The following is a 24,268-nucleotide window of genomic DNA, read 5'->3' as shown; positions in this document are numbered from 1 at the left end:
GTGCGGCACATTTCCGCATTTATTGTGCAATTTCTCCACAGAATAAATAATTCAGAAAATCTCCTTATCTTTGCAACGCAAAGGAACGTTTCCCTTGCCGTGTGCTTGCTGAACCACGTATAAAACAAGAAAAATATGAAACATCAAGATGCCGCTCTGGTATGCTTCTCCGGTGGACAAGACTCCACCACCTGCCTGTTTTGGGCCAAGAAGCACTTTAAACGCGTAGAAGCCGTCTGTTTTACTTACGGCCAGAAACATTCCCTCGAAATTGATATTGCACGCAAGATTGCTGCCGATGCCGACGTGCCGTTCCAATTGCTGGACGTATCACTAATCAGCCAACTGGCACCTAACTCGTTGACGGACACTTCTATCGAAATGGATGAAGACAAACCGGCCGACAGTTATCCGAACACCTTCGTACCGGGAAGGAACATGGTTTTCCTGACATTCGCTGCCATCATGGCACGGAGCAAAGGGATTTTCCATCTCGTCACCGGCGTATCGGAGGCTGATTTCAGCGGATACCCCGATTGCCGCGACACCTTCGTCCGCTCGCTCAATGTGACGCTGAACCTGGCGATGGATGAACAGTTCGTCATCCATACACCTCTGATGGACCGCAATAAAAGCGAAGTATGGCAGCTCTCCGACGAACTGGGCGTATTCGACCTGGTCCGCACGCAGACACTGACCTGCTACAACGGCGTCCCAGCCGACGGTTGCGGCCATTGCCCCGCCTGCAAACTGCGTCGGGAAGGATTAGAGAAATACCTTAAAAGGAAGTTAACAGTTAACAAGTAACTGCAAAAATGGATACAAGAAAGAATGAAAACGAACTGCACCTCCTGGGCGGTTCTACCGAATATAAACAGGATTATGCCCCGGAAGTGCTGGAAGCATTTACCAACAAGCATCAAGGTAATGACTACTGGGTACGTTTCAACTGCCCCGAATTCACCAGCCTCTGCCCCATCACCGGACAGCCCGATTTTGCGACTATCCATATCGACTATATACCCGATGTGAAGATGGTGGAAAGCAAGAGTCTGAAATTATACCTCTTCAGCTTCCGCAGCCACGGAGCCTTCCATGAAGACTGTGTCAACATCATCATGAAAGACCTTATCAAGCTGATGGACCCGAAATATATCGAAGTGACGGGCATCTTTACCCCTCGCGGTGGCATCAGCATCTATCCGTACTGCAACTACGGCCGTCCGGGTACCAAATACGAGCAACTGGCCGAACAACGCCTCTTCAACCATAACGCATAAAAGTATTTTCCGGTAGCAGATGCTACAACGTGGCAAATAATTATGTAGATTTGCAATCACTTAATTGTAAACCTACATAATTATTTAGACCATGAGGAATAGAAATTTCACTATCAAGGCAACACTGGCCGCTATGGCCTGCACCGCCTGCGTAAATCTGAGCGCACAGCAAAAAGAGTATCCGCAACCGGAAAAGATGACTCCGGGCATGTCGGAGTACTGGACGCCTCAACCCAAGATTGTGACTCCGGGAGATATCAAAACAAATTCCGCCCCGTCGGATGCCATCGTCCTGTTTGACGGCAAAGACCTCTCCGCCTGGGAAAGCACCAACGGCCAACCGGCCCAATGGACCGTTCACGACGGCGTATTCACTGTCAATAAAAAGACCGGTGATATCCAGACCAAACAGAAGTTCAACAACTACCAGCTACATATCGAATGGTGTGTTCCTGAAAACATCACCGGAACCAGCCAGGGACGCGGCAACAGTGGCATCTTCATGCAAGGAATGTACGAAGTTCAGATACTCGACTGCTACAACAACGAAACATACGTGAACGGCCAGACCGGCAGTATCTACAAACAGACACCGCCATTGGCAAACGCTATGCGTAAACCGGGCGAATGGAATGTGTACGACATCATCTACACCGCCCCGATTTTCAAAGAAGACGGAACCTACCGCGTTCCCCCCAGCATCACCGTTATCCAGAACGGCATCGTTTTGCAGAACAACACGACCATCCTCGGAACAACCGAATATATCGGCTTCCCGAAAGTCGTTCCCCATGGAGCCGGCCCGATTATCCTGCAAAGCCACGGCGACCCGAGCGAACCGATCAGCTTCCGGAATATCTGGTTGAGAGAGTTATAAGAATCAATAAGTAAAGTGTTTATATACGATGAAAACAAATAACCTATTCGGTATATGGCTGCTGTTCCTTTGTGCGACCGTCCTTTCCGGCTGCAACAACTATTTATTAAACGGCAAAGACGGAGATGAGGAAGAAGACAACGAAGAAGTATGGTATAACAATATACCGGAGGGAAACTTCTTTTCAAGAGGAAACACTTTACGATTCTATTATATAGATGAAAAGGGAAACGACCTCATCAACCCGAGCGACCTGAAAACCTTCCCTGTCTCGTGGAACGAAGAGCTGGACAATCCGCTCGAACGCACCTACGACAACATCCGCGATATCGAAAGCAACACCATCCGCTACAACGGCAATCACAACTGGATACTTTATGATTCGGAAGAACGACTCCATTACTGCACGGTGAGCGCTTACGGAGATGAAAGACAAAGTACTTATACGTTCCCTATCTATGTAAATGGCGATACCGATAAAATGGAAATCACCTATAAATACACAGACAAGGGCGTTATCGGAGGAAAGTACTGGGGGAAAATCGTTTCCTGGAAATACAACGGCACACATATCTACTCGGATGATGATGAGTACGACAAAAAGATATTCATCCGGAAGTCCGGTGGCAAAACAACCGTTTCTCTCGAGCGATAAGAAATCGGAGATTTCAGTCACACGATAGCACGCAGATTGAGCAGATAGCCGCAGATAATATATTTTAAATAATATAAATCTGTGGTCATCTGCTCAATCTGCGTCATCTGTGTGCTATCTACAAACTTTATATACCATTGTTATTAACAACAGCCCTTTCCTGTTTATCGGTGAAATTCCCGTATTCGTCTATGAACCACTGCCCTATTTCTATTCTGATTGTATAGTTTTTTAATGTAAAGTAGTTTTGCTTCCGTAACAAGGTAAAAAGAATGTTTAGGTCGCAAAACGAAAGCATTATGAAACAAGTATCTCTAATAATCCTCTCCTGCCTGCTTCTCCTGCCCGCCGGGATGAAAGCAGAAGACGACATGCCGAAGCAATGGACGCTTCGTAATTGTATAGATTATGCACTGGAGCATAATATCACTATTCGTCGAAACCGCATCAACGTCGAAAGCACCCAGGAAGATGTAAAGACGGCAAAAGCGGATTTCCTCCCTTCCCTGAGCGGTAATATCAGCCAGCGTATCGTGAACCGTCCGAACAGTGCGAGCGGCACCATCATCAGCGGCGACAACATCACCACCAGCGAAAGCAAAACCTCGTACAACGGCAGCTACGGCATCGACGCAAGCTGGACCGTGTACAACGGTAGCAAACGGGTGAACACGCTCAAACAACAGCAACTGAACAGCCGCATAGCCGAACTCACCGTCGACGAGAGCGAAAACTCCATCGAGGAAAACATCACCCAGCTTTACGTGCAGATACTTTATTCCGCCGAAGCCGTGAAGGTGAACGAATCGACACTGGAAGTAAGCCGGAAAGAGTTTGAACGCGGACAGGAACTGTTCAACGCCGGAAGCATCGCCTCCAGCGACCTCGCCCAACTGGAAGCACAGGTCAGCAACGACAACTACCAGCTAGTCACTTCGCAAACGACCCTGCAAAACTACAAGCTACAACTCAAGCAACTCCTGGAACTCGACGGCGACTTCGAAATGGACCTTTTCCTGCCGCCACTCGACGACAGCAGCGTGCTGATACCGCTCCCTACCAAGGATGACGTCTATCAGACCGCCCTCAACCTGCGTCCCGAAATCGAATCGAGCAAGCTAAACATAGAGGCCTCCGACATGAACATCAAGATTTCCCGCGCCGGATACATTCCGAGCCTGAGCCTCAGCGCCGGCATCGGTACGACCAATGCCAACGGCAACGACTTCAGCTTCAGCGAACAGGTGAAACAGAACTGGAACAACTCGATAGGGCTGACCCTGAGCATCCCCATCTTCGACAAGCGGCAAACCAAAAGTGCTGTCAATAAAGCCAAACTGCAACGTCAGACCAGCGAACTGGACCTGATGGACAACCAGAAAACGCTTTACAAAACCATCGAAAGCCTCTGGCTCAGTGCCAACAGCGCACAGCAGCAATACGTAGCCGCCACCCAGAAACTGAAAAGCACACAGGCCAGCTACGCCCTTGTCAGCGAACAGTTCAACCTAGGCATGAAGAACACCGTGGAACTGCTCACGGAAAAGAACAACCTGCTAAGCGCACAACAGGAAACGCTCCAGGCCAAATACACAGCGATCCTGAATGCAGGCCTGCTGCGATTCTACCAGGGAGAACAAATCGACCTGCTCTAAATTTCCAGTAAAGAAAAAATAAAACAGATAAAGATATGAACAAGAAACTTATTATCGGTATAGCAGGCGTGCTGGTCGTAGCCGGAGGAATCTGGTTCTTCACAGGTAAAACGTCGAAAGGCGGCATCCGGCTCGAGACAGCCAAAGTAGGCCGCAGCTCCATCTCAAACACAGTAACGGCAACCGGGACAGTCGAACCGGTGACCGAAGTCGAAGTCGGTACACAGGTATCCGGCATCATCGACAAGCTGTATGCCGACTACAACGACGTAGTGAAAGCCGGCCAGCTAATCGCAGAAATGGATAAGGTCAACCTGAAAGCCGAACTCGCTTCCGCTCAGGCCCAGCTGGCTAGCAGCAAGACCGAATACGAATACCAGCAAAAGAACTATGCCCGCAGCAAAGTCCTTTTCGACAAGAAGCTAATCAGCGACGCCGATTACGAAACGGCCACCTACAACTACGAGAAGGCCAAAGCCGCTTACGAGCAGAGCCAGGCCTCGATGGTGAAGGTAAACCGCAACCTGGAATACGCGACCATCACCAGCCCGATAGACGGTGTCGTTATCAACCGCGCCGTTGAAGAAGGACAGACCGTTGCCGCCGGCTTCGAAACCCCGACCCTGTTCACCATCGCCGCCGACCTGACGAAGATGCAGGTAATCGCCGATGTCGATGAAGCCGATATAGGCAACGTGGAAAACGGACAGCGCGTCAGCTTCACCGTCGACGCTTATCCGAACGACGTGTTCGAAGGAACCGTCTGGCAGATTCGCCTGGGCGACAGCAGCAGTAGCAGCAGTTCGTCGACCTCCACCTCAACCGTTGTCACTTATGAGGTGGTCATCACTGCCGACAACCCCGACCTGAAGCTAAAACCACGTCTGACAGCCAACGTCACCATCTATACGCTTGAACGCGAAAACGTGTTGACAGTGCCGACCAAATCATTGCGTTTCGTCCCTGAAGAAGAGTTATTGCCGGGCACCGGCTACACCGCCGAAAACAGTGCACAGGAAGCTCCCGCCGGCAAACGCATCATCTGGGTAAAACAAGGACAACAGCTCACTCCGAGAGCCATCACCGTCGGTTCTACCAGCGGCAATATGATTGAAGTGACCGAAGGACTGACCGAAGGCGAAGAAATAGCCGTAGACCTGACCTCCGACGCTCCCGCCCCAATGGCCGAAGCAGCCGAAAAGAGCCCGTTCATGCCGGGACCTCCGGGAGGAAACAAGAAGAAGTGATATTGTAAACTGTAACACACCCCCTGCCCCCTCTCAAGAGGGGGAAAGGAAACTCCCGACACTACCTGTTATCTACCAACAAGTAGTAACTCTTCCCCTCTCGAGAGGGGGCAGGGGGTGTGTCAGAATTAAACAACAGAACGAACAATGAAAGAGATTATTAAACTAGATAATATCAAGCGTGACTTCCATGTCGGTGACGAAACCGTCCACGCCCTGAGGGGTGTCAGCTTCACGATACATGAAGGCGAATTCGTGACCATCATGGGAACCTCCGGCTCGGGAAAAAGTACGCTACTGAACACGTTAGGATGCCTCGACACACCGACCAGCGGCGAATACTATCTCGACGGCGTCTCAGTCCGCACCATGGGGAAAAACGCCCGTGCCACGCTGCGTAACCGCAAGATCGGATTCGTATTTCAGAGTTACAACCTGCTGCCCAAAACGACAGCCGTTGAAAACGTGGAACTCCCCCTGATGTACAATCCCTCTTTCAGTGCCGCCGCCCGCCACGAGAAAGCCGTAGAGGCACTGGTGGCCGTAGGGCTGGGCGACCGCCTGATGCACAAGAGTAACCAGATGTCCGGCGGACAGATGCAGCGCGTCGCCATCGCCCGTGCCCTGGTGAACGACCCGGCAGTTATCCTCGCCGACGAAGCGACGGGAAACCTGGACACACGCACCTCGTTCGAGATACTGGTACTTTTCCAGAAGCTCCATGCCGAAGGACGTACTATCATCTTCGTAACACACAATCCGGAGATCGCCCAATACAGCAGCCGTAACATCACCCTGCGCGACGGGCATGTCACTGCGGATACAGTGAACAACAACATACAAAATGCGGCAGAGGCATTAGCCAAATTGCCGAAAAATGACGATTAATAATTATTCAATGTGCCCATATGCCAATGTGCCAATAAAAGAAAGACAACACATTGCCCTCATTGGCATATTAGCATATTGACACATTAGCACATTATTTACAATGAACGGAACAAACCTCATAAAAATAGCCCTCCGTGCCCTTGCCAACAACAAGTTGCGCGGATTCCTGACGATGCTCGGCATCATCATCGGCGTAGCCTCCGTAATTACGATGCTGGCCATCGGGCAAGGTTCCAAACGGAGCATACAGGCCCAAATCAGCGAGATGGGTTCCAATATGATTATGATACATCCCGGCGCAGACGTCCGCGGCGGTGTCCGTCAGGATGCCTCCGCCATGGAGACGCTGAAGCTGGAAGACTACCAGAATATCGTCGACGAGACCCGCTATGTCTCTGCCGTTTCACCGTCGGTCAACAGCAGCGGACAAGCCATCTACGGCGCCAACAACGCCCCGACCACCGTCTACGGTATCAGCCCGGACTATCTGGAAATCCGCCGTTACAAGGTAGGCGACGGTGACATGTTCACCGAACAGGACATCCAGACCGCCGCCAAAGTCTGCGTAGTCGGCAAGACGGTCGTCGACAACCTTTTCACGGGTGGCGAGAATCCCGTGGGAAAAGTCATTCGTTTTCAAAAACTGCCTTTCCGCATCGTTGGTGTGCTGGAGAGCAAAGGATACAACAGCATGGGAATGGACCAGGACGACCTAATCTTAGCTCCATACACAACTATTCAGAAAAAGGTCCTGGCCATCACCCATCTGCAAGGCATCACCTGTTCGGCCCTCAAAGAGGAATATACCGACCAGGCCATCGACGAGATAACTGAAATACTGCGCCGCAACCATAAGTTGAAGGAAAGTGACGATGATGATTTTACCATCCGTAGTCAGCAGGAGTTGAGCACGATGTTGACAAGTACTACGGACATGATGACCGTGCTGTTGGCGGCTGTGGCCGGTATTTCGCTACTCGTTGGAGGTATCGGGATTATGAATATCATGTACGTCAGCGTCACGGAGCGTACCCGCGAAATCGGTCTGCGTATGAGTATCGGCGCCAAGGGCATCGACATTCTGGCACAGTTTCTGATTGAATCCATCCTGATCAGTGTGACCGGAGGATTAATCGGCGTAGTGCTCGGTGTAGGCGCGGCCCTGGTGGTGAACGCGGTGGCACACTTCCCGATTTACATACAACCGTGGAGCGTAGTGCTTTCGTTCGCCGTCTGTACCGTCACCGGTGTCTTCTTCGGATGGTATCCGGCCAAGAAAGCAGCCCAACTCGACCCGATCGAAGCCATTCGTTACGAATAAATTAATATCTTTGTAGCAGATGAAAACAGAAGGAACAACACAGACACACATCTCTCCCCCTTTCAAAGGGATGGGCGGCATTATCCATATTGCCGCCTGGGGAATCCTGTTCGGACTGCCTTTTTTCTTTACAGGCAGGGAGTCGCAGGTATTGACCGTCACAAGTTATTTACGTTCCGTCATCGTCCCGTTATCGTTCATGATGGTTTTCTACGTAAACTATTTCCTGCTGGTCAACCGCTATCTGTTTTCACGTCACGGATGGAAATTCTTTCTGAGCAACGTGGCCCTGATTGCCTCGGCAATCATCCTGGTGCACCTGCTGATGCAGTTATTGCCGCCACCGGAGATTCCTCATCCGCATCGTTCGGAGAGGGAATTGAAAGATGTCATCGGCTTCTTTACAGTCAACGCCATGCTTTATGCGTTGGTGGCTGGCCTGAGTGTTGCCATCAAGATGACCAGCGGCTGGTACCAGATAGAATCCATGCGGCGCGAACTGGAGAAGAGCCGTGCCGAAGCCGAATTGCAGAACTTGAAAAGCCAGTTGAACCCGCATTTTCTGTTCAATACGCTCAACAACATTTACAGCTTGATTGCTTTCAGCCCCGAACGGGCACAGGAAGCCGTCCACGACCTGAGCCGCCTGCTGCGTTACGTACTCTACGACAGCAGCCAGCCGCAGGTGTTACTGGAAAAAGAGCTGGATTTCATCCGCAACTATGTGGAACTGATGCGTATCCGCTTGCCGGAACATGTGGAACTGAAAACGGAAATAGCTGCCACCAAACCCGACGCGCTGATTGCTCCCCTGCTGTTTATCTCGCTTATCGAGAATGCCTTCAAACACGGAGTCAGCAACAGCAAGCCATCGTTCATCGACCTGGATATCCACCAGAAAGGCGACAGGGTTGTCTGCTACCTGAAAAACAGCTATTTCCCGAAAGATGCGGAACAGGACAAGAGCGGCTCGGGAATCGGAATCAAGAACCTGCGGAAACGCCTGGAACTAATCTATCCGAACCGGCATATCTTCTCATACGGTGTAGAGGGTGACAACTACTACAGCATGTTGGAGCTGCAAATAAGCGGCGAAGAACCGAAAAGTGAAAAATGAAATTAGGCTATGATTCTGAAGTGTGCAATCATCGACGACGAACCACTGGCTATCAGCCTGCTGGAAAGTTATGTAAACAAGACGCCTTTCCTGGAACTGGCGGGAAAATACAATAGCGCCGTCAACGCGCTTCCCGCCCTCAGCAAAGAGCCGGTCGACCTGCTTTTCCTCGATATCCAGATGCCGGAGCTCAACGGGATGGAGTTTTCCCGCATCCTGAAGACCGATACGCGCATCATCTTTACGACCGCTTTCAGCCAGTATGCGCTCGACAGCTATAAGGTCAACGCACTCGATTATCTGCTGAAACCGATTAGCTACGCCGACTTCCTGAAATCGGCCAATAAGGCACTGCAATGGTACGAACTGCTGCGCGAGGGCGCAAGTACGGGCGGTTCGCGAACCGCCCCTTCCCAGGCAGTTTCCCCTTCCGTCGAAAGCATTTTCATCAAGACGGAATATAAACTGGTACAGGTCGAACTCCGTAAAATACTCTATATCGAAGGTCTGAAAGATTATGTCAAGATATTCGTTGAGGGCGAAGCCCACCCCATCCTTTCGCTGATGAGTATGAAAAGCCTGGAAGACATGCTGCCGGCGAACCGCTTCATCCGCGTGCACCGCTCCTTTATCGTCCAGCCGGAAAAGATCAAAGTAATCGAACGCAACCGGATTGTGTTCGGCAAAGAATACATCCCCATCTCCGACAACTACAAGCAGAAGTTCATGGAGTTTCTGGCACAGAGGGCACTGCTGCCTTAGAAAAGTTGCAGTAGCAACTTTTCCAACCCTTTCGTCATCTCGCTCATGCTACAGGCATAGTTATTGGAGAAAACGGCAACGGCATACCGCTTGCCGTCTTTTGTTATATAGCCGGCATAACTTCGCACACCGGTGATTCCGCCACTTTTCAGACGAGCCTTTCCCTGCAAACCGGAACCTTTCAGGAAATTTCGCACCGAACCTTCGATACCGGCCTGCGGCAAGGATTCGATAAAGGCTTCGGCATAATCGGATTTCGTCGCCATATAAACCAGCAAATCGGCTATAAACTCCGCAGAAACCTTATCCGCAGGAGCCAACCCGCTGCCATCGTGCATCCGCAAAGGGAAAACATCCAGCCCCTTCCTGTCCCAATGGGCGGCAACCACCCGGACACCCCGGCCGAAAGAAGAAATAACCTCGTTCTTCCGCGGAGTATATTGCAGACCGACCGTCTTGACCAACGCATCGGCAAACAAATTATGGCTCACATGGTTCGTCACCCCCGCAATCTCCTTCAACGTTGGGGAATAGGTGGTCACAATCGTTTTCCTCTCCACCGTCTTCCATCGCCCCGCTTCCGATTCAATCCGGTAACAGGTCGGCTCCTTCCCCACCGCAATGCCTTCGCGTTCCAGGCATCCGGTCAGATACTCCGCCAGAAACAATGCCGGATCAGGAATATCTCCTTTCAACACATAGCGTTCGCGATTGACAGGAACGACACCGTATAAATAGCGTTCGCCGGCAAGCGGGGCACCGATAATATAGGCACTGTCCGACGAGACAGGCGCCGCTTTCAGATAATTGGTGAAACGGACACCCTGCAGTTCAGGTTCAGTGCCGATCACCACCGGACGGCTGCCCGCAGCACCCGACTTCAGATACAACTTATACATATTGTCGAACACGGAAACCCCGTAGCTGCCCGGCGCATAATAATTTCCCATATCTTCCCGCAGCCATTTGATGGAAGCACCTTCCGTATCAAAGATTCGCTCGTCCGACACCACCGCCCCGGCAATCTTCCGAATACCGGCCTTCTTCAAAGCTGCAATCCATTCCGGTACGAATTTGTTTTTCGCAAGCGTATACGCATTCCTGTCCGGAGCGAAATGAGCCGAACCCAGCGACGGGTCGCCACTGCCTTTGATATACAGGTTACCGTTCAGCACACCCTCTTTTATAGAACCGTCATACTCCAGCGAAGTCGGAAAACGGTAATCGTCCCCCAAAATCTCCAGAGCCGTAGCCGTAGCGACAGTTTTCAACACGGAAGCAGGCGAAACCTCCCGGTCCCCATCATAATTATAGACGGTTTTCCCATCCTGAAGGTCCTTCACCACGATGGAGAAAGTAGCCCCTTTCATATAAGGAGCATTCAGTAACTGTTTGACAGGCTGCGGAGTTTGTGCCTGTGGCTGTAAAAAACAGCCGAGCAGCAGGGCGGCACATAATATTTTCTTTATCATCTTATTATACTATTCTACTTTATTCTATCTTTGTTCAGCAAAGATAAAAATTATAATATGAACTCATTGTTTGAAAGACCTTTTACATTCGACCGGGTGACACGTATCGTATTCAGCATCGTCATCATCGGCGTATTGCTTTACCTGATTACCGTATTGCGTAACGCCTTGCTCCCCTTCCTGATTGCCTGGCTGCTCGCCTATATGATGCAACCTTTCGTCAAGTTCTTCCAGTATAAGCTGAAGCTGAAAAGCCGTATCCTGGCCATCGTCGCAGTCATCATCTCCGCATCGCTGATTATCGGGATTGCCGCCGCACTGGTCGTTCCGTCTGTCGCCCAGGAAGCCGAGCGGACCCTGAACCTGATGCGCACGCATAATCCGGGAGAAGGTCATGTTCCGCTTATACCAGCTTCATGGATCGAATATCTCGAAAACAATGTAGACATAAACCAGCTGATGGAACTCCTCAGCCGGGAGAACATACAGAATGCAATCAAGCAGCTCGCCCCGAAGGTCTGGAACATCCTGTCGAACACATTCTCCATCCTTTTCAGCATAACGATTATATTCGTGATTCTGTTGTATTTCATTTTCATCCTGCTCGACTATGAAAAGATAGCCAACGGCTGGATAAACCTGATTCCGGCACGCATCCGTCCTTTCGCCAAAGGGCTGGCCGACGATGTGGAGCAGAGCATGAACCGCTATTTCCGCGGGCAGTCATTGATTGCGCTATGCGTCGGAGTTTTACTTTCGATAGGCTTCAAAATCGTCGGTTTCCCGCTGGCCGTGACGCTCGGGTTATTTATCGGCGTGCTGAACCTGATTCCGTACCTGCAAGCGATCGGCCTTATCCCGATGGTCATCCTCAGCCTGCTAAAGTCGGCAGAGACCGGACAGAATTTCTGGATTATCTTCGGTTCGGGATTATTAATACTCGGAATCGTACAATGTATCCAGGATTTATACCTTACGCCGCGTATCATGGGAAAAGCAATGGGACTGAATCCGGCCATCATCCTTCTTTCGCTCTCCATCTGGGGAACTTTGTTAGGTTTTATCGGCTTAATCATCGCATTACCGCTCACGACGCTCTGTCTGTCTTATTATAAGCGTTTTATCTTGCTGGAAGAGGACATTATCGCTCCTCCCCCTGCTGATATTCAACCGGAGAAAAAGAAAGAAAAGTAATTTTTTTCAAAAAAAATTCCTCCAGCTATTGCAAATTCAAAAATAAACCCTACCTTTGCACCCGCAATACAGAAGTAAAGCACACCGCAATACAGAGTATGCACAGGATGATTCGCTAGCTCAGCAGGTAGAGCACATCCCTTTTAAGGATGGGGTCCTGGGTTCGAACCCCAGGCGGATCACCAAGAAACAAAAGAAAATCAACAAATCCCTGATAATTAGATATTATCAGGGATTTCTTTTTTTCTCCCAAATAGTAAAAGGGGTACTTTAAAGCATATTCTCGGTGGATAAATCGTGGGACTAAAATCAAACCTATGGATAGTATCAGCATCAAGCCCCATTTCACTATATACTTGAATTATTTCTTTTAAATATCCAGCTTCATTTGCTCTTGCCCTGCAAACTATTTCATAAGCCACATCCTTATGGTGACGATATAATTCATCTAATGCAAATGCTTCATGCTCCAAGAGTAGAAATAGGTACAACCAACACGTTATCTTTTCTTCTATATGCGAATGTTCCAGTGGCCGTAAGTACCATGAGAAAAGAAGGATGCTTCATACGATTAACATCTATTTTAGACGCTAGTCGCAACAAACTATTTGCGCCATCTTCTATGAGTTTCTCTCCTCCTAATTTTATTTCAATCAATGCATAATCTCCATTTGGTAAATGAACAACAGCATCACATTCCAGTCCATTCTTGTCCCGGTAATGATATACATCACCCGCCAATGATTGGGCATAAACCCTTAAATCACGAACACATAATGTTTCAAATAATAAACCGAATGCTTTGAGATCGTTCATTAAATCTCCAGGACCTATTCCCATTGCGGCTGTTGCTATTGATGGATCAACAAAATATCTGGTATCCGCAGTACGTATAGCTGTTTTAGATTTCAAATTTGGATTCCATGCAGGCATATCCTCTACTACAAACATTGAACGTAATGCATCAAGATAGTTCCTAACCGTTTTATCTTCCACAACATTGGGATCGCCACCGTTCATGTCTTCAACAATTTGCCTGATGGATGTTTGTGTACCTTGAAATCTTGCATATGAACGCATAAGTCGTTTTGCTCTTTCAACACTTCGATCCACCCCATCCACTTGACGAATGTCCACATTCACTACGGCATCATAATAATCTTTAGCAGGGTTCAATGCGACATCTTCAGGTAATTCTGAAACTACCGGCCAACCACCACGGCAAATTAAAAACGCGATTCTTCGTAAATCAGATTTTGCCTCACATCCAATAGACATTCTGGGATTACTGAATAATTTTGACAAACTAATATCCCCAGTAGAATCTCCAGATTCAAATAATGCCATCGGACGCATCCGTAACCAAGCAAAACGCCCGGTTCCTGAATGACTTATTTTTTCTCTATTTGCAGGTTTGGCTGAACCTGTCAATATAAACTGACCCATTCCATTTCTATGATCCACTGTATAACGTATAGCATCCCATATTATAGGTGCAAGTTGCCATTCATCAATCAAACGAGGTGTTTCTCCATTAAGTATTATATCAGGATTATCCTCTGCAAATATCATGTATTGTGAACGCCTGCGAGGGTCATCCATAAAAACAGCACTATTGCTATGGTGCTCCGCAGTTGTGGACTTACCACACCATTTTGCGCCCTCCAAAACAATTGCACCTATACTTTTTAATCGTGTGGAGAGTTCTATATCTATAATACGTGGACGATATTTATTAGCCATAAATAGTTGAATTTATGATGCAAAGATAACTCAATTTGCCAGGATTACCAAATATGGCGATCTGAAATTGCTCAAATCGGCGCATTTCAACTACCCAATTTGGCGGTTTTACACTACCCAATTTGGCCACATTGGATAACCAAAATCACCCCGCTTTCAACACCTCCCGACCCGCCTCTATCGCTTTATCAAAAAATCTTTTCAACAAAATCCCCATCGCCTGCTGCTTAACCATCGCCAGCCGCATATCCTCGTCTATGACCATATTCCCGGCAGGCCGGTAACCGGCCGCTTGCCGCATGGCAGTCCGTTTCGCCTCCGGACTGTCGCGGATAATTCCCCGTGCTTGCAGGGAGAGATACACCCGCGCCGGATAAAGCCGCTCGATCGGACAGCCTGCCCGGTATTGCTCAAACACCCGGCGCAAGAATGCCCGTTCGCGCTCCTCCTTGTAAGCCTCGGAGACGGGCGGAAGGGCGGACAGCGATTTCGCTTGCTCGCGCTCCACAACAGCCCGGTATCGCAAATCGCTGGTTTGATAACATTTCAGCCAGCGCGTAATCGTGCGCAGGTTCAATCCCATGAAATCCCCGTATTCACCTTTGGCCCCCAGTTCAAAACAAAGGGCGACCTCCTGCAAGGTCAGGCTCGGATATGACTCCTGAAGGTCGGCTGCCAGTTTAGCGATCAAAATACCCAGATCACGGTCGTTAGGAGGCGAAAAACCCAGCAAGACATAGGTCTGGAATAATATTTGATTTACCGCCGGAAGAATTTCCTCCGGCCGGTACGTCATCAGGCGGCGGTCGGCAATAGCATGTTGCAGTCTGATTTCCAAACTCATACAGCTTGCGAATTATAGATTTTCATGGCTATTTCCGTCGCACGTTTCCCTGTTTCCATCAATTCCTCTACTTTCGAAGAACGTTCCGGCCGACCGGATGAATAGACCACTTTAGGAATATGCTGCTGCACGCCGCCGGAAAGTTCTTCCGTTTTCAAATTGAAATTATGGTATCGCCACCAGCCGATGAAACTCTGGCTGTAATCTTTTTTCGTCCGGATCGTATCCATGCTGAATTTCAAGCGCAGGAAATCATCGAATACGGCCATGGCTCCCCGCACATATTGCAGGACGGCTGTGCCTTTTCCGGAATAACGCACGATGGTGGCCTGCCAGTCTTCGTCTGCCAGCAAAGCATCTTTCCATTGCTCACGCTCTTCATCCAAATTCTGCGGTTCTTCTTTCGGCTCCTCGCACGCGTGTTGTTGCTGTTGTTGTAAGTTTACTTTACTTTCATTTACTTTGTGTACTTAAACCCTGTTTTGAGGGAGTTTCCGACACGGAAACCGGGGTTTCGGGAGCGGAAACAAAACCACATTTGTATTCAACAACTTGATTATCAGCACGTTTCTTGGTCGCTAAAGAAAAACGTTCCTGAATGCTTTTAGAGGTCAAAATTCGGTTTTCCATAAAGAGTTCGTTATTGAACAAGCCTATTTTAACACACGCCAGAAGAATTTCCAACACCTTATTTTCAGCGATACCTAATTTCTCGCCCTGGTCGAACAGATAATCGTCGGTCGCTTCTATGTAATAACCGTTCGAATAGATATCACACAAAAGAGAAATATAAAGTAAAAAAGCATCTGCGCCAAATTGTCTTTTAATTCGCCGCACTTTGATATCATTAAGAATGGTTGTGTCCAAAGGGAAATAATCTAATCCTTTTCTTGATGGCCTTGGCATAATTTATTTTGATTGATAGCTCTTATCATTAATCGTAACGTTTTCAGCATCAGCAGTTCTCCCGGCAGTACGCGTATCACGCACCAGCCTGAGACCGCCGCCTCATTATATTTCTCCATATCACGCAGATAGCCTTCGGGGCGGATATGGCGGCCACCGTTGAAGGCGCCGCCCTCCACCTCGACAGCCACACGGCGGGAAGGGATGGCGAAGTCGAACCGCCAGTCCCGCCCGGGATGGAAACGGTATTCCGCCACCACCTTCTCGCCCGTATGCTTCAGGATCAACGCGCTAAGCGGCGAATAACCCGGTGTCGTCATAGAGAAAGTTTTCGGCCTCTTTCGAGGTGTTGCATTGTTCGACCAGGCAGGTGTTGTGCCGGTTGTCGAACGCCATCCATTTTTTCAGAAACGGGTCGTAAAAATACCCGTATTCCTCGCCACACGAATAGGTGTAACCGCGCGAACCTTTTTCGCCCGTAATCAGGCGCATCAGGCAGGCTGCCGCCTGGTCTCCCAGGAGGCAACCGATGGTAAGGGTATGCTTTTTCATCAGGCGGCAGCTTGAAGGGTTTGTAAATCATCGTTGTCAAGTCGAATGAAGGCATCATGCTCCAAACGTTTGCCGGTTTCGATATAAGCCAGCGCTTCACGTTCGCAGCTTGACAGGTCTTCGAGCAGCAGGTCGATAGAAGCATATTCGTCGCGGCCGATATGAAAGCGCGACACCACATTTCCGCAAAACTCTTCGGAGGTTCCCACACGGGCATAGATGGTCAGCAATTGCGCATCGCCGCAGTTCTGACGTTGATAACCGGTGATCTGGAAATTGTCATCCACCGCCACCAATCCGGTAAAATTGACTACATGATACGCCATGCGCTGCAACGCTTCAGAGAGACTGGGATGCACCGGAGCCTTGTTTTCATATGTAATCACATGGTTATCGCCTGTACTTTCGTCTAACACTTCATAGCGGGCTTTGAAAAAACTGTCTTTGACAGAGATGAAGGAAAAAGTCTTTTCTGTTTTATTCATTACTTTATTAAAATGGTATCGTTTAGATTCATTTCTAAATTTACGCCGCCCGCACCCCTTTCGGTTCCTCGCGGTATTCTACGTAAACGCTTTTCACTCTCACCCCTTTGCGCGCCTGTTTTTTGGCATACGACAGCATCGGGCGGAAGATACGTTCCAGATCATCATCCGAGAGGTTGCGACCAAGTTCCTGCCACCAGAAACGCAACAGGTCGATATAACCTTCGGGATCGGTCACGACAGGGATAAGATCGGTAGCCACCGCAGTCAATTGAAGGGCAGCCTGCCCAGCCAGCAGTCGCGAATCGGCCTTCTGCAAGGCTTGCGACTTTTGTTCATCGGAGAGGTCATCACGCCCGGCAATACGCTTTTCGGTGCGGTTGCGGTTCTTTTGCAATTGCAGGGCACGGTTTTCTGCTTCGTTCATCTGCTTCTTCATATAAGCAAACAGGATACAGGAGGCTTCGTAGGCAGGACTGCCTTTTTCTGCCGGATCGATACTTTTTTCAAAAGCGACAAATTGCTTCTGCCACTTGACCAGCTCGGTCGTGAAAGGTTTACGGATACAGTTCATTCGCCCGACTTCGCATGCACATTCAGCAATGTAGGCTCTGATTTCGCCCGCAAAGAATTCGTTCATTCCTTCGCGCCCGATCTGTTCCAACAGCCCGCGCCCTTTTCCGGCATACAAGACACTGCTTTCCGCATTCATTTGGAGAGTCGATACGCAATTTTCCATAGGTAGGCAGGCTTTTAAAACGCCTTTTTCACTTTTAGTCATTGTTTACTTTAAAATTAAAATAATTAAATTACAATAGTTAAGATTTAACCAGGTGTTGATTGATTAAACCGATGCAAAAGTAAGGGTTTAAATTTACATGAACAAGTAATAATCAATATTTATATGCGATTTTATGAAAATATTTTTATTCGTCGAATATTTACTAATATTAACTATTGCATCTATATTAAATACATATATTTTCACTAAATTCCAACGGCGAAAAATAGGCCATCGCCAAAATACTTATTGTAAATTTCCCCATTCCGGCGAAAGCTGTTGTTTTTTATAGGAAAACGCCCTTCCGGGAGAAAAAATAATTTCTTTCGGAAGAAAATCAAATTTCATCCGGGAGAAATTGAAAACGGACTCGGATGGAGTGAAACAGGGAAGGGAAGATAATGTAAAATTCGAGACTGGCTTTCAGAAATAAGGTGTCAGATTGAAAAAAGTCTAGATAAACAAGGTTTGTTTATAAATAAAGGTTATATTTGCAATGTCGTATGAAGGTCAGTCACAGCGGTGACGGATTTACGATGATATAAATTATAAGTTAAGCATTTTAAGATATTATTCTGGGCACACGAAATTTCCCAGTTTTTAGTCATACCGAGAATAATAGCAACAAAATGCCCATGCTGGTTGTATATACTTATGTGTATAAATATTGGCGTGGGCTGTTGTCTATTATCGGGGATGAGGTAAGGGAAATACCGGTGTGTCCATAATAGCGGCAGTCACACGCTTTTTTTATGCCCTAAACTGCCGTCTTTCAATCTTATAATCTTACACAAAAGATCATTGTTTTTGACTTTATCGAACTCACTATACTTAAAAGAGGGGGTATAAATCTCAGGTGATAGCCTGATAAATTTATATGTCGGTTAAGTAAGAACTGCCCGTCCGTGAGGATAGGCAGTTCATTTTAAATATAATAACGTTATGACACAACACAGTAAAAACAAAACACCGGAAGACGAGTTGCGAGCACAACTCTCCGCGCAGACAGAATTAGTAAATCAGTTGACCGTAAAAAATATGGCCCTGGAGTATGATAACAATCGGTTACGGTCGTTACTTTATGAGTCATGGCGTAACAAAGGTAATATTCCTCCGGAAGAAGTTGACAGGTATGAACTTACCCCGATGCTTCTGGAAGACATGATGAAAATACTCCTGCAACCCGTTTACAAGTTTGATTTTAACAACCGTGTCCTGTTCGGTTTATGTGCCGTAGATATACGTACGCTCAAAGAACTGTTGGTTGAAATCAAAATATTCAAGATGCATCATTTGAAGTGCCTCAGAGGTTTCGGCACAAAATCATTCGAAAACGTCTACGACGTCCTCCATCAAAACGGCATCCTCGACGAAAACAACGATAGTTATTTGTTCGAATTTATCTGAAAAAACGACTTATCTACACCTATCTGCACACAACTCAACTCCGCCCATCCGACCGGTCGTAACTTTGCATTGTCAATCAGACGAAACATCAAAGTATCAACCTTAAAAACAATTAATTAAACGATGGCCCAGGGCTACAAATTAGTAACAAGAAAAGTGACCGACCTGAAAGGCGGTGCAGCACAGGAAAAAATTTATGCGATACCGGACTACAACGGGCATACCGACATGGATACATTGTGTGTCATGATCGGAGCGCGATCTACCGTTTCCAGCGCCGACATAAAAGCGGTATTGGATAACCTTAATTTCATCCTCGACATGGAGCTGCGTGCAGGACGTATCGTCCAGTTAGGCGAGTTCGGTAATTTCCGCCTCTCGTTGTCCAGCAACGGCGCAAGCGACAAGAAATCGTTCACCCAGGCCGACGTGAAAGGGGCACGTGTGATCTTCACACCCGGCGCCTCCCTGCGTAATACCAAAAAGCTGGTCGCCTTCACCTCTACCGAAAAGAAGGAAGACGAAGGCAGCGGCTCCGAAGGGGGCGGTGGAGGCAGCGACAGACCAGAAATCGAGTAGGCAACAGAATAGGTGACAGGTGACAGTTACGCTTCGCACTCTGAAAAAGACGGCTAAAGGCCGAAAATATCAGTCAACTGTCACTTGTCAACTGTCAACTTTTTCGTATCTTTGTTATCACGATGAAACCAACAACGCTTTCTATTAAAGAACTGAGTGCGATGTATTTTCCGCACAGCAGCATCCGTAGCGCCGGCGTACAACTGAAACGCTGGCTCGTGTATAACAAACCGCTCATGCAGGCCCTCACAGATGCGGGCTATTACAACGGACAAAAGATTTTAACTCCTAAACAGGTGACGCTCGTCTTTGATTTTCTGGGCGAACCCTGACTTTCCCGAGTGAAGAAACAAAGTGTACAATTATGGATTGCCGTGCTGCTGACCGCAGCCGGCATCCTCCTTTTATTTTTCGGCTTCTGGACGGCTCCGCTGGGAGAGATTCATAACAGTGTGCTGGTGGCCTTCGGTGAGACTGCAACGTTTGCCGGAGCGCTGTTCGGAGTCGATTATAAATACAAACAAAATCAATGAACCTTAGTAGAAATTTCACCTTCGAAGAATTTACTTACAGCCGGATTGCCGTCGAAAACGGTCTTGAAAACGTACCCGGCCCTCTGGCTTTCCAATCATTAAAAAACCTCGCGACCTATCTGCTCCAACCGCTTCGCAACCGCTACGGCAGTGCAATCGCCGTCACAAGCGGCTACCGCAACGAAACGGTCAACCTGCTGGTCGGCGGAGTCAAAAATTCGCAACATACGAAAGGCGAAGCGGCCGACTGCTACATCGCCGAAGGGCCGGAAAAGCTGCTGGAAATATTGAAAGCCTCCGGTCTCGATTTCGACCAGGCAATCCTCTACCGACGCAAAAGGTTCCTCCATCTGTCTTATCGCGAAGGATTTAACCGCCGGCAGGTACTTTACAGATAAAAATGCATAAACAATTTTATTACCTCCATGAAATTCAGCCTATTCATTCTCATCATCTTATTTTTCACAAATTGTTCGAGCCGCAAACACACCGCTTCCTTTTACCAGCAGACCGACAGCCTGCTGCAAACCAGCCGCCTGACAGTTCAAACGGCCCGAATCCCCGAAAGCCGTGCCGACCTTTCCATTCCGGTCACAGCCCTCAAAGAGTTGCCAGCCGGCGCCGCCTTTATCCAAAAAAGCGGACAGGCAACCGCTGAAATCCGTTTCCTGTATGACACATTATTCGTCTCCGCCACCTGCGATAGTCTGCAAACGCTCGTCTGGCAATATGAGGAACAATTGGAGAGGCAGTCGAAACAAACAAAAGAGATCAGAAAAGAGGCAGAGAGGAAATCAGACTTACCCAAATACCTGACTACATTATTTTCCCTCATAATCGCATTAATCATACTCTACAGATTTTCTCCCCACAAATCTGTCTGACTAGTCATATCAGAGGTCATACTCGCCTTCACCGAACCGCAAAATTCAGAAAATCAAACCATCTTCAACCCTATGATGGAGACGATTAAAGTCGTAATAAAAAATAACCGTCCCAAAGTAGCCGGTTCATGGAAAAAAAGAACCCCGACCAACACCGTACCGACAGCTCCGATACCGGTCCATACCGGATAAGCTGTACCTATCGGTAAAGTCTGTGTCGCTTTTGCCAAAAGATACATACTCAGAGTTACGGAGACTACAAATCCTATTCCCCACAGATAATATTCATTCCCTACCGTCTCCTTGGTCTTACCCAGACAAAAGGCAAAACAGACCTCCAATAATCCCGCAACAATCAATATAATCCAACTCATAAACTCCGACATTTAAAATTTGGCTGCAAAGTTAAGCTGCCCCCTCTCACCGGCTCTTTACATTTGATAAGAAATAACGGCAGAAGGTTGCAAACAAATTCCTTTTTCAAAGGTAACTTTTAGTACTTTTGTAAAAACAATTGGATACCCGATGGATATACACGAGATCATAAACAAAATATACCCGATGCCGGAATCTTCTGTAGACAAGCTGAAGAGGCTCTTGTCAAAGGTTACATATCCTAAAGGCCACCTCATATTGGAAACGGGCAAAACCGAGACAAATCTGTTTTTTATCGAGAAAGGGATTGCAAGAGCTTATATCCCTGTCGACGGCAAAGAAGTAACCTTTTGGATCGGCAGGGAAGGCAGCACCATCGTTTCATTGAAAAGCTACGTGAACAACCAGCAAGGATATGAAACTGTCGAACTGATGGAAAACTCGGTGCTGTATATGCTGAAACGCAAAGAACTCTATGAGTTATTCGAAGAAGATATACATATCGCCAACTGGGGACGCAAATTTGCAGAAACAGAATTCCTGCAAACAGAGGAAAGGCTTATCTCCCTCCTGTTTACAACCGCATCCGAACGTTATAGGGAACTGCTGAAAGACAATCCGGATTTACTGCAAAGAATGCCGCTGGAATGCCTCGCCTCCTATCTGGGAATCACCCCGGTAAGCCTTAGCCGGATAAGGGCGAAGCTAAAACGGGAGTATTAAAATAGAAAATGCGCTGCCAAAACTATTTTATGTGCCGTTAATTCTTTACATTTGCCACAAAAATTAGCGGACATGATAGATTGCAAGGATGAACATATATTAAACGTCATTAATTATCCCGAGGATTTACGCAAGTTGCCTCAGGAGAAATTGGGCGAGGTATGTGAAGAGTTGCGGCAATACATAATAGATATACTTTCTGAAAATCCCGGCCATCTGGGAGCCAGCCTCGGTACTGTCGAACTGACCGTCGCCCTGCATTATGTCTTCAATACGCCCTACGACCGGATCGTTTGGGACGTCGGACATCAGGCTTACGGGCACAAAATCCTGACCGGACGCAGGGAGGCTTTCCATACGCTCCGGAAATTCAAAGGAATCAGCGGTTTCCCCAACCCGGGAGAAAGTGAGTATGACGCTTTCATTGCCGGACATGCCTCCAACTCCATTTCGGCAGCCATGGGTATGTCGGTCGCCTCGGAGCTGAAGGAGGAACACGACCGCCACGTAATAGCCGTGATCGGCGACGGGGCAATGACCGGAGGACTGGCCTTCGAAGGGCTGAACAATGCCTCTGCCAACCCCAACAACCTGCTGATTATCCTCAACGACAACGATATGGCTATCGACAACTGCGTCGGAGGATTGAGCCAGTATCTGGTTGACATCACGACCAGCCAGGCTTACAACAAAATGCGTTACGACGTGTACCGCGGCCTGCGGAAGATGAAGCTCATCAACAATGACCGCCGGGGGAATATCCTGCGCTTCAACAACAGCCTGAAAGCACTGCTCACCCAGCAACATAATCTGTTTGAAGGTTTCAGCATCCGTTACTTCGGCCCCGTAGATGGGCACGATGTGAACTACATGATAAAGCTGCTGAACGATATAAAAGACTTGCAAGGCCCCAAGCTGCTGCATATCAAGACAAAGAAAGGAAAAGGGTTCAAGCCTGCCGAGGAATCGGCTACCGAATGGCATGCACCGGGCAAATTCAACAAGGAAACAGGCCAGCGCATCATCGTGCACAACCTGGATGAGCCGCAATTGTATCAGGACGTCTTCGGACATACGCTGGTGGAACTGGCGGAAAAGGATGAGCGGATCGTGGGTATCACTCCCGCCATGCCGACCGGAAGCTCCATGATCTATATGATGAAGGCATTCCCTCAACGGGCCTTCGATGTCGGGATAGCCGAAGGTCACTCGGTGACTTTCTCCGCCGGACTGGCGAAAGAAGGGATGATCCCGTTCTGCAATGTCTACTCCTCTTTCATGCAGCGGGCATACGATAACCTGATACACGACGTCGCCCTGCAAAAACTGCATATGGTGATCTGCCTGGACCGTGCCGGACTGGTCGGCGAAGACGGCGCCACGCATCACGGGGTGTTCGACCTGGCTTACCTCCGTCCGATACCCAACCTGACGATCGCCTCGCCACTCAACGAGTTGGATTTGCGAAACCTGATGTACACGGGCTACAAGGAGGCTACGGGCACGTTCGTAATCCGTTACCCGCGGGGAAAAGGCGAGAAAAAGGACTGGCGTAACGAAATGCATGTCCTGCCCATCGGAAAAGGAAAGAAATTGAGCGAAGGAGACGATATAGCTGTTTTATCTATCGGACCGATTGGAAACGAAGTGATAAAAGCAATTGAAGAAGTAGCCGGTGAAGGAATATCGGTTGCACATTATGACATGATTTACCTGAAGCCGATCGATGAAGAATTACTGGACGAAATAGGCAAAAAGTTCAAACGCGTCATTACCGTAGAGAACGGTGTAGTAAAAGGCGGACTGGGTAGTGCGGTTCTTGAATTTATGGCAGACAACGGATATACTCCGCGGGTGAAACGCATCGGTATATCCGACACATTCATTGAACACGGGTCGATCCCCGAGTTGTACAAATTGTGCGGCCTGGATGCCGGCAGCATAGCCGGAGAAATCCGAAAGATGATGAACGATTAATTATTAAT

General features: G+C 48.3%; 30 protein-coding genes and 1 tRNA gene. 20 read left to right on the top strand and 11 right to left on the bottom strand.

What is annotated here, in order from left to right; genetic code table 11:
• Window positions 1-135 precede the first annotated feature (135 nt).
• The 10 genes from queC to K6V26_RS25815 all read left to right on the top strand — a co-directional run bounded on the left by queC (window position 136) and on the right by K6V26_RS25815 (window position 9,805).
• Complete coding sequence (gene queC / locus K6V26_RS25860; RefSeq protein ID WP_195586767.1) at window positions 136-807, top strand: 7-cyano-7-deazaguanine synthase QueC; 672 nt, start codon at window positions 136-138, stop codon at window positions 805-807.
• 8 nt (window positions 808-815) lie between these two features.
• Window positions 816-1,280, top strand: a complete 465-nt coding sequence (gene queF, locus K6V26_RS25855) for a preQ(1) synthase (RefSeq protein WP_009859863.1) — start codon at window positions 816-818, stop codon at window positions 1,278-1,280.
• Window positions 1,281-1,371: 91 nt separating this feature from the next.
• The gene (locus tag K6V26_RS25850) at window positions 1,372-2,157 is read left to right on the top strand and encodes a 3-keto-disaccharide hydrolase (RefSeq protein ID WP_010800764.1); all 786 of its coding nucleotides are present in this window, start codon (window positions 1,372-1,374) and stop codon (window positions 2,155-2,157) included.
• Window positions 2,158-2,185: 28 nt separating this feature from the next.
• Window positions 2,186-2,812, top strand: a complete 627-nt coding sequence (locus K6V26_RS25845; protein WP_224264224.1) for a hypothetical protein — start codon at window positions 2,186-2,188, stop codon at window positions 2,810-2,812.
• A 353-nt stretch (window positions 2,813-3,165) separates the two neighbouring features.
• Window positions 3,166-4,467: a TolC family protein gene (locus K6V26_RS25840; RefSeq protein ID WP_224265880.1), complete on the top strand. Its 1,302-nt coding sequence runs from the start codon at window positions 3,166-3,168 to the stop codon at window positions 4,465-4,467.
• Window positions 4,468-4,502: 35 nt separating this feature from the next.
• On the top strand, window positions 4,503-5,714 hold the full coding sequence (locus K6V26_RS25835; protein WP_224264223.1) for an efflux RND transporter periplasmic adaptor subunit: 1,212 nt from the start codon (window positions 4,503-4,505) through the stop codon (window positions 5,712-5,714).
• A 147-nt stretch (window positions 5,715-5,861) separates the two neighbouring features.
• A complete protein-coding gene (locus tag K6V26_RS25830) occupies window positions 5,862-6,602 on the top strand; it encodes an ABC transporter ATP-binding protein (protein ID WP_009859868.1) in 741 nt (246 codons plus the stop codon).
• A gap of 103 nt (window positions 6,603-6,705) precedes the next feature.
• On the top strand, window positions 6,706-7,926 hold the full coding sequence (locus K6V26_RS25825; RefSeq protein WP_009859869.1) for an ABC transporter permease: 1,221 nt from the start codon (window positions 6,706-6,708) through the stop codon (window positions 7,924-7,926).
• A 19-nt stretch (window positions 7,927-7,945) separates the two neighbouring features.
• The gene (locus tag K6V26_RS25820) at window positions 7,946-9,043 is read left to right on the top strand and encodes a sensor histidine kinase (RefSeq protein WP_224264222.1); all 1,098 of its coding nucleotides are present in this window, start codon (window positions 7,946-7,948) and stop codon (window positions 9,041-9,043) included.
• A 9-nt stretch (window positions 9,044-9,052) separates the two neighbouring features.
• On the top strand, window positions 9,053-9,805 hold the full coding sequence (locus tag K6V26_RS25815; protein ID WP_129696808.1) for a LytR/AlgR family response regulator transcription factor: 753 nt from the start codon (window positions 9,053-9,055) through the stop codon (window positions 9,803-9,805).
• Here K6V26_RS25815 and dacB read toward each other — a convergent pair.
• Window positions 9,802-11,277, bottom strand: a complete 1,476-nt coding sequence (gene dacB / locus K6V26_RS25810; RefSeq protein WP_048317937.1) for a D-alanyl-D-alanine carboxypeptidase/D-alanyl-D-alanine endopeptidase — start codon at window positions 11,275-11,277, stop codon at window positions 9,802-9,804. The genes K6V26_RS25815 and dacB overlap by 4 nt on opposite strands.
• 57 nt (window positions 11,278-11,334) lie before the next feature.
• On the opposite strand from dacB, the gene K6V26_RS25805 reads away from it, so the two are divergent.
• Window positions 11,335-12,471: an AI-2E family transporter gene (locus K6V26_RS25805; protein WP_009859873.1), complete on the top strand. Its 1,137-nt coding sequence runs from the start codon at window positions 11,335-11,337 to the stop codon at window positions 12,469-12,471.
• Window positions 12,472-12,580: 109 nt separating this feature from the next.
• A tRNA-Lys gene (locus tag K6V26_RS25800) sits at window positions 12,581-12,656 on the top strand.
• 33 nt (window positions 12,657-12,689) lie between these two features.
• Here K6V26_RS25800 and K6V26_RS25795 read toward each other — a convergent pair.
• From K6V26_RS25795 to K6V26_RS25755, 9 genes are all read right to left on the bottom strand, one after another.
• Window positions 12,690-12,944, bottom strand: coding sequence for a hypothetical protein (locus tag K6V26_RS25795; protein WP_044215092.1), 255 nt, complete (start codon window positions 12,942-12,944; stop codon window positions 12,690-12,692).
• Complete coding sequence (locus tag K6V26_RS25790; protein WP_046146151.1) at window positions 12,934-14,214, bottom strand: ATP-binding protein; 1,281 nt, start codon at window positions 14,212-14,214, stop codon at window positions 12,934-12,936. Before K6V26_RS25790 ends, K6V26_RS25795 begins: the two co-directional genes overlap by 11 nt.
• A 145-nt stretch (window positions 14,215-14,359) precedes the next feature.
• Window positions 14,360-15,010, bottom strand: a complete 651-nt coding sequence (locus K6V26_RS25785) for a hypothetical protein (RefSeq protein WP_224264221.1) — start codon at window positions 15,008-15,010, stop codon at window positions 14,360-14,362.
• A gap of 44 nt (window positions 15,011-15,054) precedes the next feature.
• Complete coding sequence (locus tag K6V26_RS25780; protein WP_224264220.1) at window positions 15,055-15,444, bottom strand: DUF7833 domain-containing protein; 390 nt, start codon at window positions 15,442-15,444, stop codon at window positions 15,055-15,057.
• 67 nt (window positions 15,445-15,511) lie between these two features.
• Window positions 15,512-15,964, bottom strand: a complete 453-nt coding sequence (locus K6V26_RS25775) for a DUF4373 domain-containing protein (protein ID WP_224264219.1) — start codon at window positions 15,962-15,964, stop codon at window positions 15,512-15,514.
• Window positions 15,937-16,224: a hypothetical protein gene (locus tag K6V26_RS25770; RefSeq protein WP_224264218.1), complete on the bottom strand. Its 288-nt coding sequence runs from the start codon at window positions 16,222-16,224 to the stop codon at window positions 15,937-15,939. The genes K6V26_RS25775 and K6V26_RS25770 overlap by 28 nt, the downstream gene beginning before the upstream one ends.
• Before the next feature lie 31 nt (window positions 16,225-16,255).
• A complete protein-coding gene (locus K6V26_RS25765; protein ID WP_010800774.1) occupies window positions 16,256-16,516 on the bottom strand; it encodes a hypothetical protein in 261 nt (86 codons plus the stop codon).
• Entirely contained in the window at window positions 16,516-17,001 is a 486-nt protein-coding gene (locus K6V26_RS25760; RefSeq protein WP_048318201.1) for a hypothetical protein, read from the bottom strand. The genes K6V26_RS25765 and K6V26_RS25760 overlap by 1 nt, the downstream gene beginning before the upstream one ends.
• Window positions 17,002-17,041: 40 nt before the next feature.
• Entirely contained in the window at window positions 17,042-17,740 is a 699-nt protein-coding gene (locus tag K6V26_RS25755) for a hypothetical protein (protein ID WP_224264217.1), read from the bottom strand.
• Between the two features lie 984 nt (window positions 17,741-18,724).
• On the opposite strand from K6V26_RS25755, the gene K6V26_RS25750 reads away from it, so the two are divergent.
• The 6 genes from K6V26_RS25750 to K6V26_RS25725 all read left to right on the top strand — a co-directional run bounded on the left by K6V26_RS25750 (window position 18,725) and on the right by K6V26_RS25725 (window position 21,185).
• The gene (locus K6V26_RS25750; RefSeq protein ID WP_224264216.1) at window positions 18,725-19,189 is read left to right on the top strand and encodes a hypothetical protein; all 465 of its coding nucleotides are present in this window, start codon (window positions 18,725-18,727) and stop codon (window positions 19,187-19,189) included.
• A gap of 123 nt (window positions 19,190-19,312) precedes the next feature.
• Complete coding sequence (locus tag K6V26_RS25745; protein WP_224264215.1) at window positions 19,313-19,768, top strand: HU family DNA-binding protein; 456 nt, start codon at window positions 19,313-19,315, stop codon at window positions 19,766-19,768.
• 122 nt (window positions 19,769-19,890) lie between these two features.
• Window positions 19,891-20,100: a DUF4248 domain-containing protein gene (locus tag K6V26_RS25740; RefSeq protein WP_044215091.1), complete on the top strand. Its 210-nt coding sequence runs from the start codon at window positions 19,891-19,893 to the stop codon at window positions 20,098-20,100.
• Between the two features lie 9 nt (window positions 20,101-20,109).
• Window positions 20,110-20,301: a hypothetical protein gene (locus K6V26_RS25735; RefSeq protein ID WP_028726678.1), complete on the top strand. Its 192-nt coding sequence runs from the start codon at window positions 20,110-20,112 to the stop codon at window positions 20,299-20,301.
• Entirely contained in the window at window positions 20,298-20,699 is a 402-nt protein-coding gene (locus tag K6V26_RS25730; RefSeq protein ID WP_224264214.1) for a D-Ala-D-Ala carboxypeptidase family metallohydrolase, read from the top strand. The genes K6V26_RS25735 and K6V26_RS25730 overlap by 4 nt, the downstream gene beginning before the upstream one ends.
• Before the next feature lie 27 nt (window positions 20,700-20,726).
• Window positions 20,727-21,185: a hypothetical protein gene (locus K6V26_RS25725; RefSeq protein ID WP_224264213.1), complete on the top strand. Its 459-nt coding sequence runs from the start codon at window positions 20,727-20,729 to the stop codon at window positions 21,183-21,185.
• 53 nt (window positions 21,186-21,238) lie between these two features.
• On the opposite strand, the gene K6V26_RS25720 is transcribed toward K6V26_RS25725, so the two are convergent.
• On the bottom strand, window positions 21,239-21,559 hold the full coding sequence (locus K6V26_RS25720) for a DMT family transporter (protein WP_224264212.1): 321 nt from the start codon (window positions 21,557-21,559) through the stop codon (window positions 21,239-21,241).
• Window positions 21,560-21,710: 151 nt separating this feature from the next.
• Here K6V26_RS25720 and K6V26_RS25715 point away from each other — a divergent pair, with 151 nt between their 5' ends.
• A complete protein-coding gene (locus K6V26_RS25715) occupies window positions 21,711-22,283 on the top strand; it encodes a Crp/Fnr family transcriptional regulator (protein WP_046146144.1) in 573 nt (190 codons plus the stop codon).
• A 72-nt stretch (window positions 22,284-22,355) separates the two neighbouring features.
• Window positions 22,356-24,260, top strand: coding sequence for a 1-deoxy-D-xylulose-5-phosphate synthase (dxs, locus tag K6V26_RS25710; protein ID WP_224264211.1), 1,905 nt, complete (start codon window positions 22,356-22,358; stop codon window positions 24,258-24,260).
• Window positions 24,261-24,268 lie beyond the last annotated feature (8 nt).

Source organism: Parabacteroides goldsteinii, assembly GCF_020091425.1.
In the GTDB taxonomy this organism is placed as follows: domain Bacteria; phylum Bacteroidota; class Bacteroidia; order Bacteroidales; family Tannerellaceae; genus Parabacteroides; species Parabacteroides goldsteinii.
This window is presented reverse-complemented; position numbering and strand designations above follow the sequence as displayed.

Excerpts from the sequence above, each read along its gene's own strand:
- queC (WP_195586767.1), top strand. The coding sequence starts at position 136 with ATGAAACATCAAGATGCCGCTCTGGTATGCTTCTCCGGTGGACAAGAC.
- queF (WP_009859863.1), top strand. The coding sequence starts at position 816 with ATGGATACAAGAAAGAATGAAAACGAACTGCACCTCCTGGGCGGTTCT.
- K6V26_RS25850 (WP_010800764.1), top strand. The coding sequence starts at position 1,372 with ATGAGGAATAGAAATTTCACTATCAAGGCAACACTGGCCGCTATGGCC.
- K6V26_RS25845 (WP_224264224.1), top strand. The coding sequence starts at position 2,186 with ATGAAAACAAATAACCTATTCGGTATATGGCTGCTGTTCCTTTGTGCG.
- K6V26_RS25840 (WP_224265880.1), top strand. The coding sequence starts at position 3,166 with ATGAAAGCAGAAGACGACATGCCGAAGCAATGGACGCTTCGTAATTGT.
- K6V26_RS25835 (WP_224264223.1), top strand. The coding sequence starts at position 4,503 with ATGAACAAGAAACTTATTATCGGTATAGCAGGCGTGCTGGTCGTAGCC.
- K6V26_RS25830 (WP_009859868.1), top strand. The coding sequence starts at position 5,862 with ATGAAAGAGATTATTAAACTAGATAATATCAAGCGTGACTTCCATGTC.
- K6V26_RS25825 (WP_009859869.1), top strand. The coding sequence starts at position 6,706 with ATGAACGGAACAAACCTCATAAAAATAGCCCTCCGTGCCCTTGCCAAC.
- K6V26_RS25820 (WP_224264222.1), top strand. The coding sequence starts at position 7,946 with ATGAAAACAGAAGGAACAACACAGACACACATCTCTCCCCCTTTCAAA.
- K6V26_RS25815 (WP_129696808.1), top strand. The coding sequence starts at position 9,053 with ATGATTCTGAAGTGTGCAATCATCGACGACGAACCACTGGCTATCAGC.
- dacB (WP_048317937.1), bottom strand. The coding sequence starts at position 11,277 with ATGATAAAGAAAATATTATGTGCCGCCCTGCTGCTCGGCTGTTTTTTA.
- K6V26_RS25805 (WP_009859873.1), top strand. The coding sequence starts at position 11,335 with ATGAACTCATTGTTTGAAAGACCTTTTACATTCGACCGGGTGACACGT.
- K6V26_RS25790 (WP_046146151.1), bottom strand. The coding sequence starts at position 14,214 with ATGGCTAATAAATATCGTCCACGTATTATAGATATAGAACTCTCCACA.
- K6V26_RS25785 (WP_224264221.1), bottom strand. The coding sequence starts at position 15,010 with ATGACGTACCGGCCGGAGGAAATTCTTCCGGCGGTAAATCAAATATTA.
- K6V26_RS25775 (WP_224264219.1), bottom strand. The coding sequence starts at position 15,964 with ATGCCAAGGCCATCAAGAAAAGGATTAGATTATTTCCCTTTGGACACA.
- K6V26_RS25765 (WP_010800774.1), bottom strand. The coding sequence starts at position 16,516 with ATGAAAAAGCATACCCTTACCATCGGTTGCCTCCTGGGAGACCAGGCG.
- K6V26_RS25760 (WP_048318201.1), bottom strand. The coding sequence starts at position 17,001 with ATGAATAAAACAGAAAAGACTTTTTCCTTCATCTCTGTCAAAGACAGT.
- K6V26_RS25755 (WP_224264217.1), bottom strand. The coding sequence starts at position 17,740 with ATGGAAAATTGCGTATCGACTCTCCAAATGAATGCGGAAAGCAGTGTC.
- K6V26_RS25750 (WP_224264216.1), top strand. The coding sequence starts at position 18,725 with ATGACACAACACAGTAAAAACAAAACACCGGAAGACGAGTTGCGAGCA.
- K6V26_RS25745 (WP_224264215.1), top strand. The coding sequence starts at position 19,313 with ATGGCCCAGGGCTACAAATTAGTAACAAGAAAAGTGACCGACCTGAAA.
- K6V26_RS25740 (WP_044215091.1), top strand. The coding sequence starts at position 19,891 with ATGAAACCAACAACGCTTTCTATTAAAGAACTGAGTGCGATGTATTTT.
- K6V26_RS25730 (WP_224264214.1), top strand. The coding sequence starts at position 20,298 with ATGAACCTTAGTAGAAATTTCACCTTCGAAGAATTTACTTACAGCCGG.
- K6V26_RS25725 (WP_224264213.1), top strand. The coding sequence starts at position 20,727 with ATGAAATTCAGCCTATTCATTCTCATCATCTTATTTTTCACAAATTGT.
- K6V26_RS25720 (WP_224264212.1), bottom strand. The coding sequence starts at position 21,559 with ATGAGTTGGATTATATTGATTGTTGCGGGATTATTGGAGGTCTGTTTT.
- K6V26_RS25715 (WP_046146144.1), top strand. The coding sequence starts at position 21,711 with ATGGATATACACGAGATCATAAACAAAATATACCCGATGCCGGAATCT.
- dxs (WP_224264211.1), top strand. The coding sequence starts at position 22,356 with ATGATAGATTGCAAGGATGAACATATATTAAACGTCATTAATTATCCC.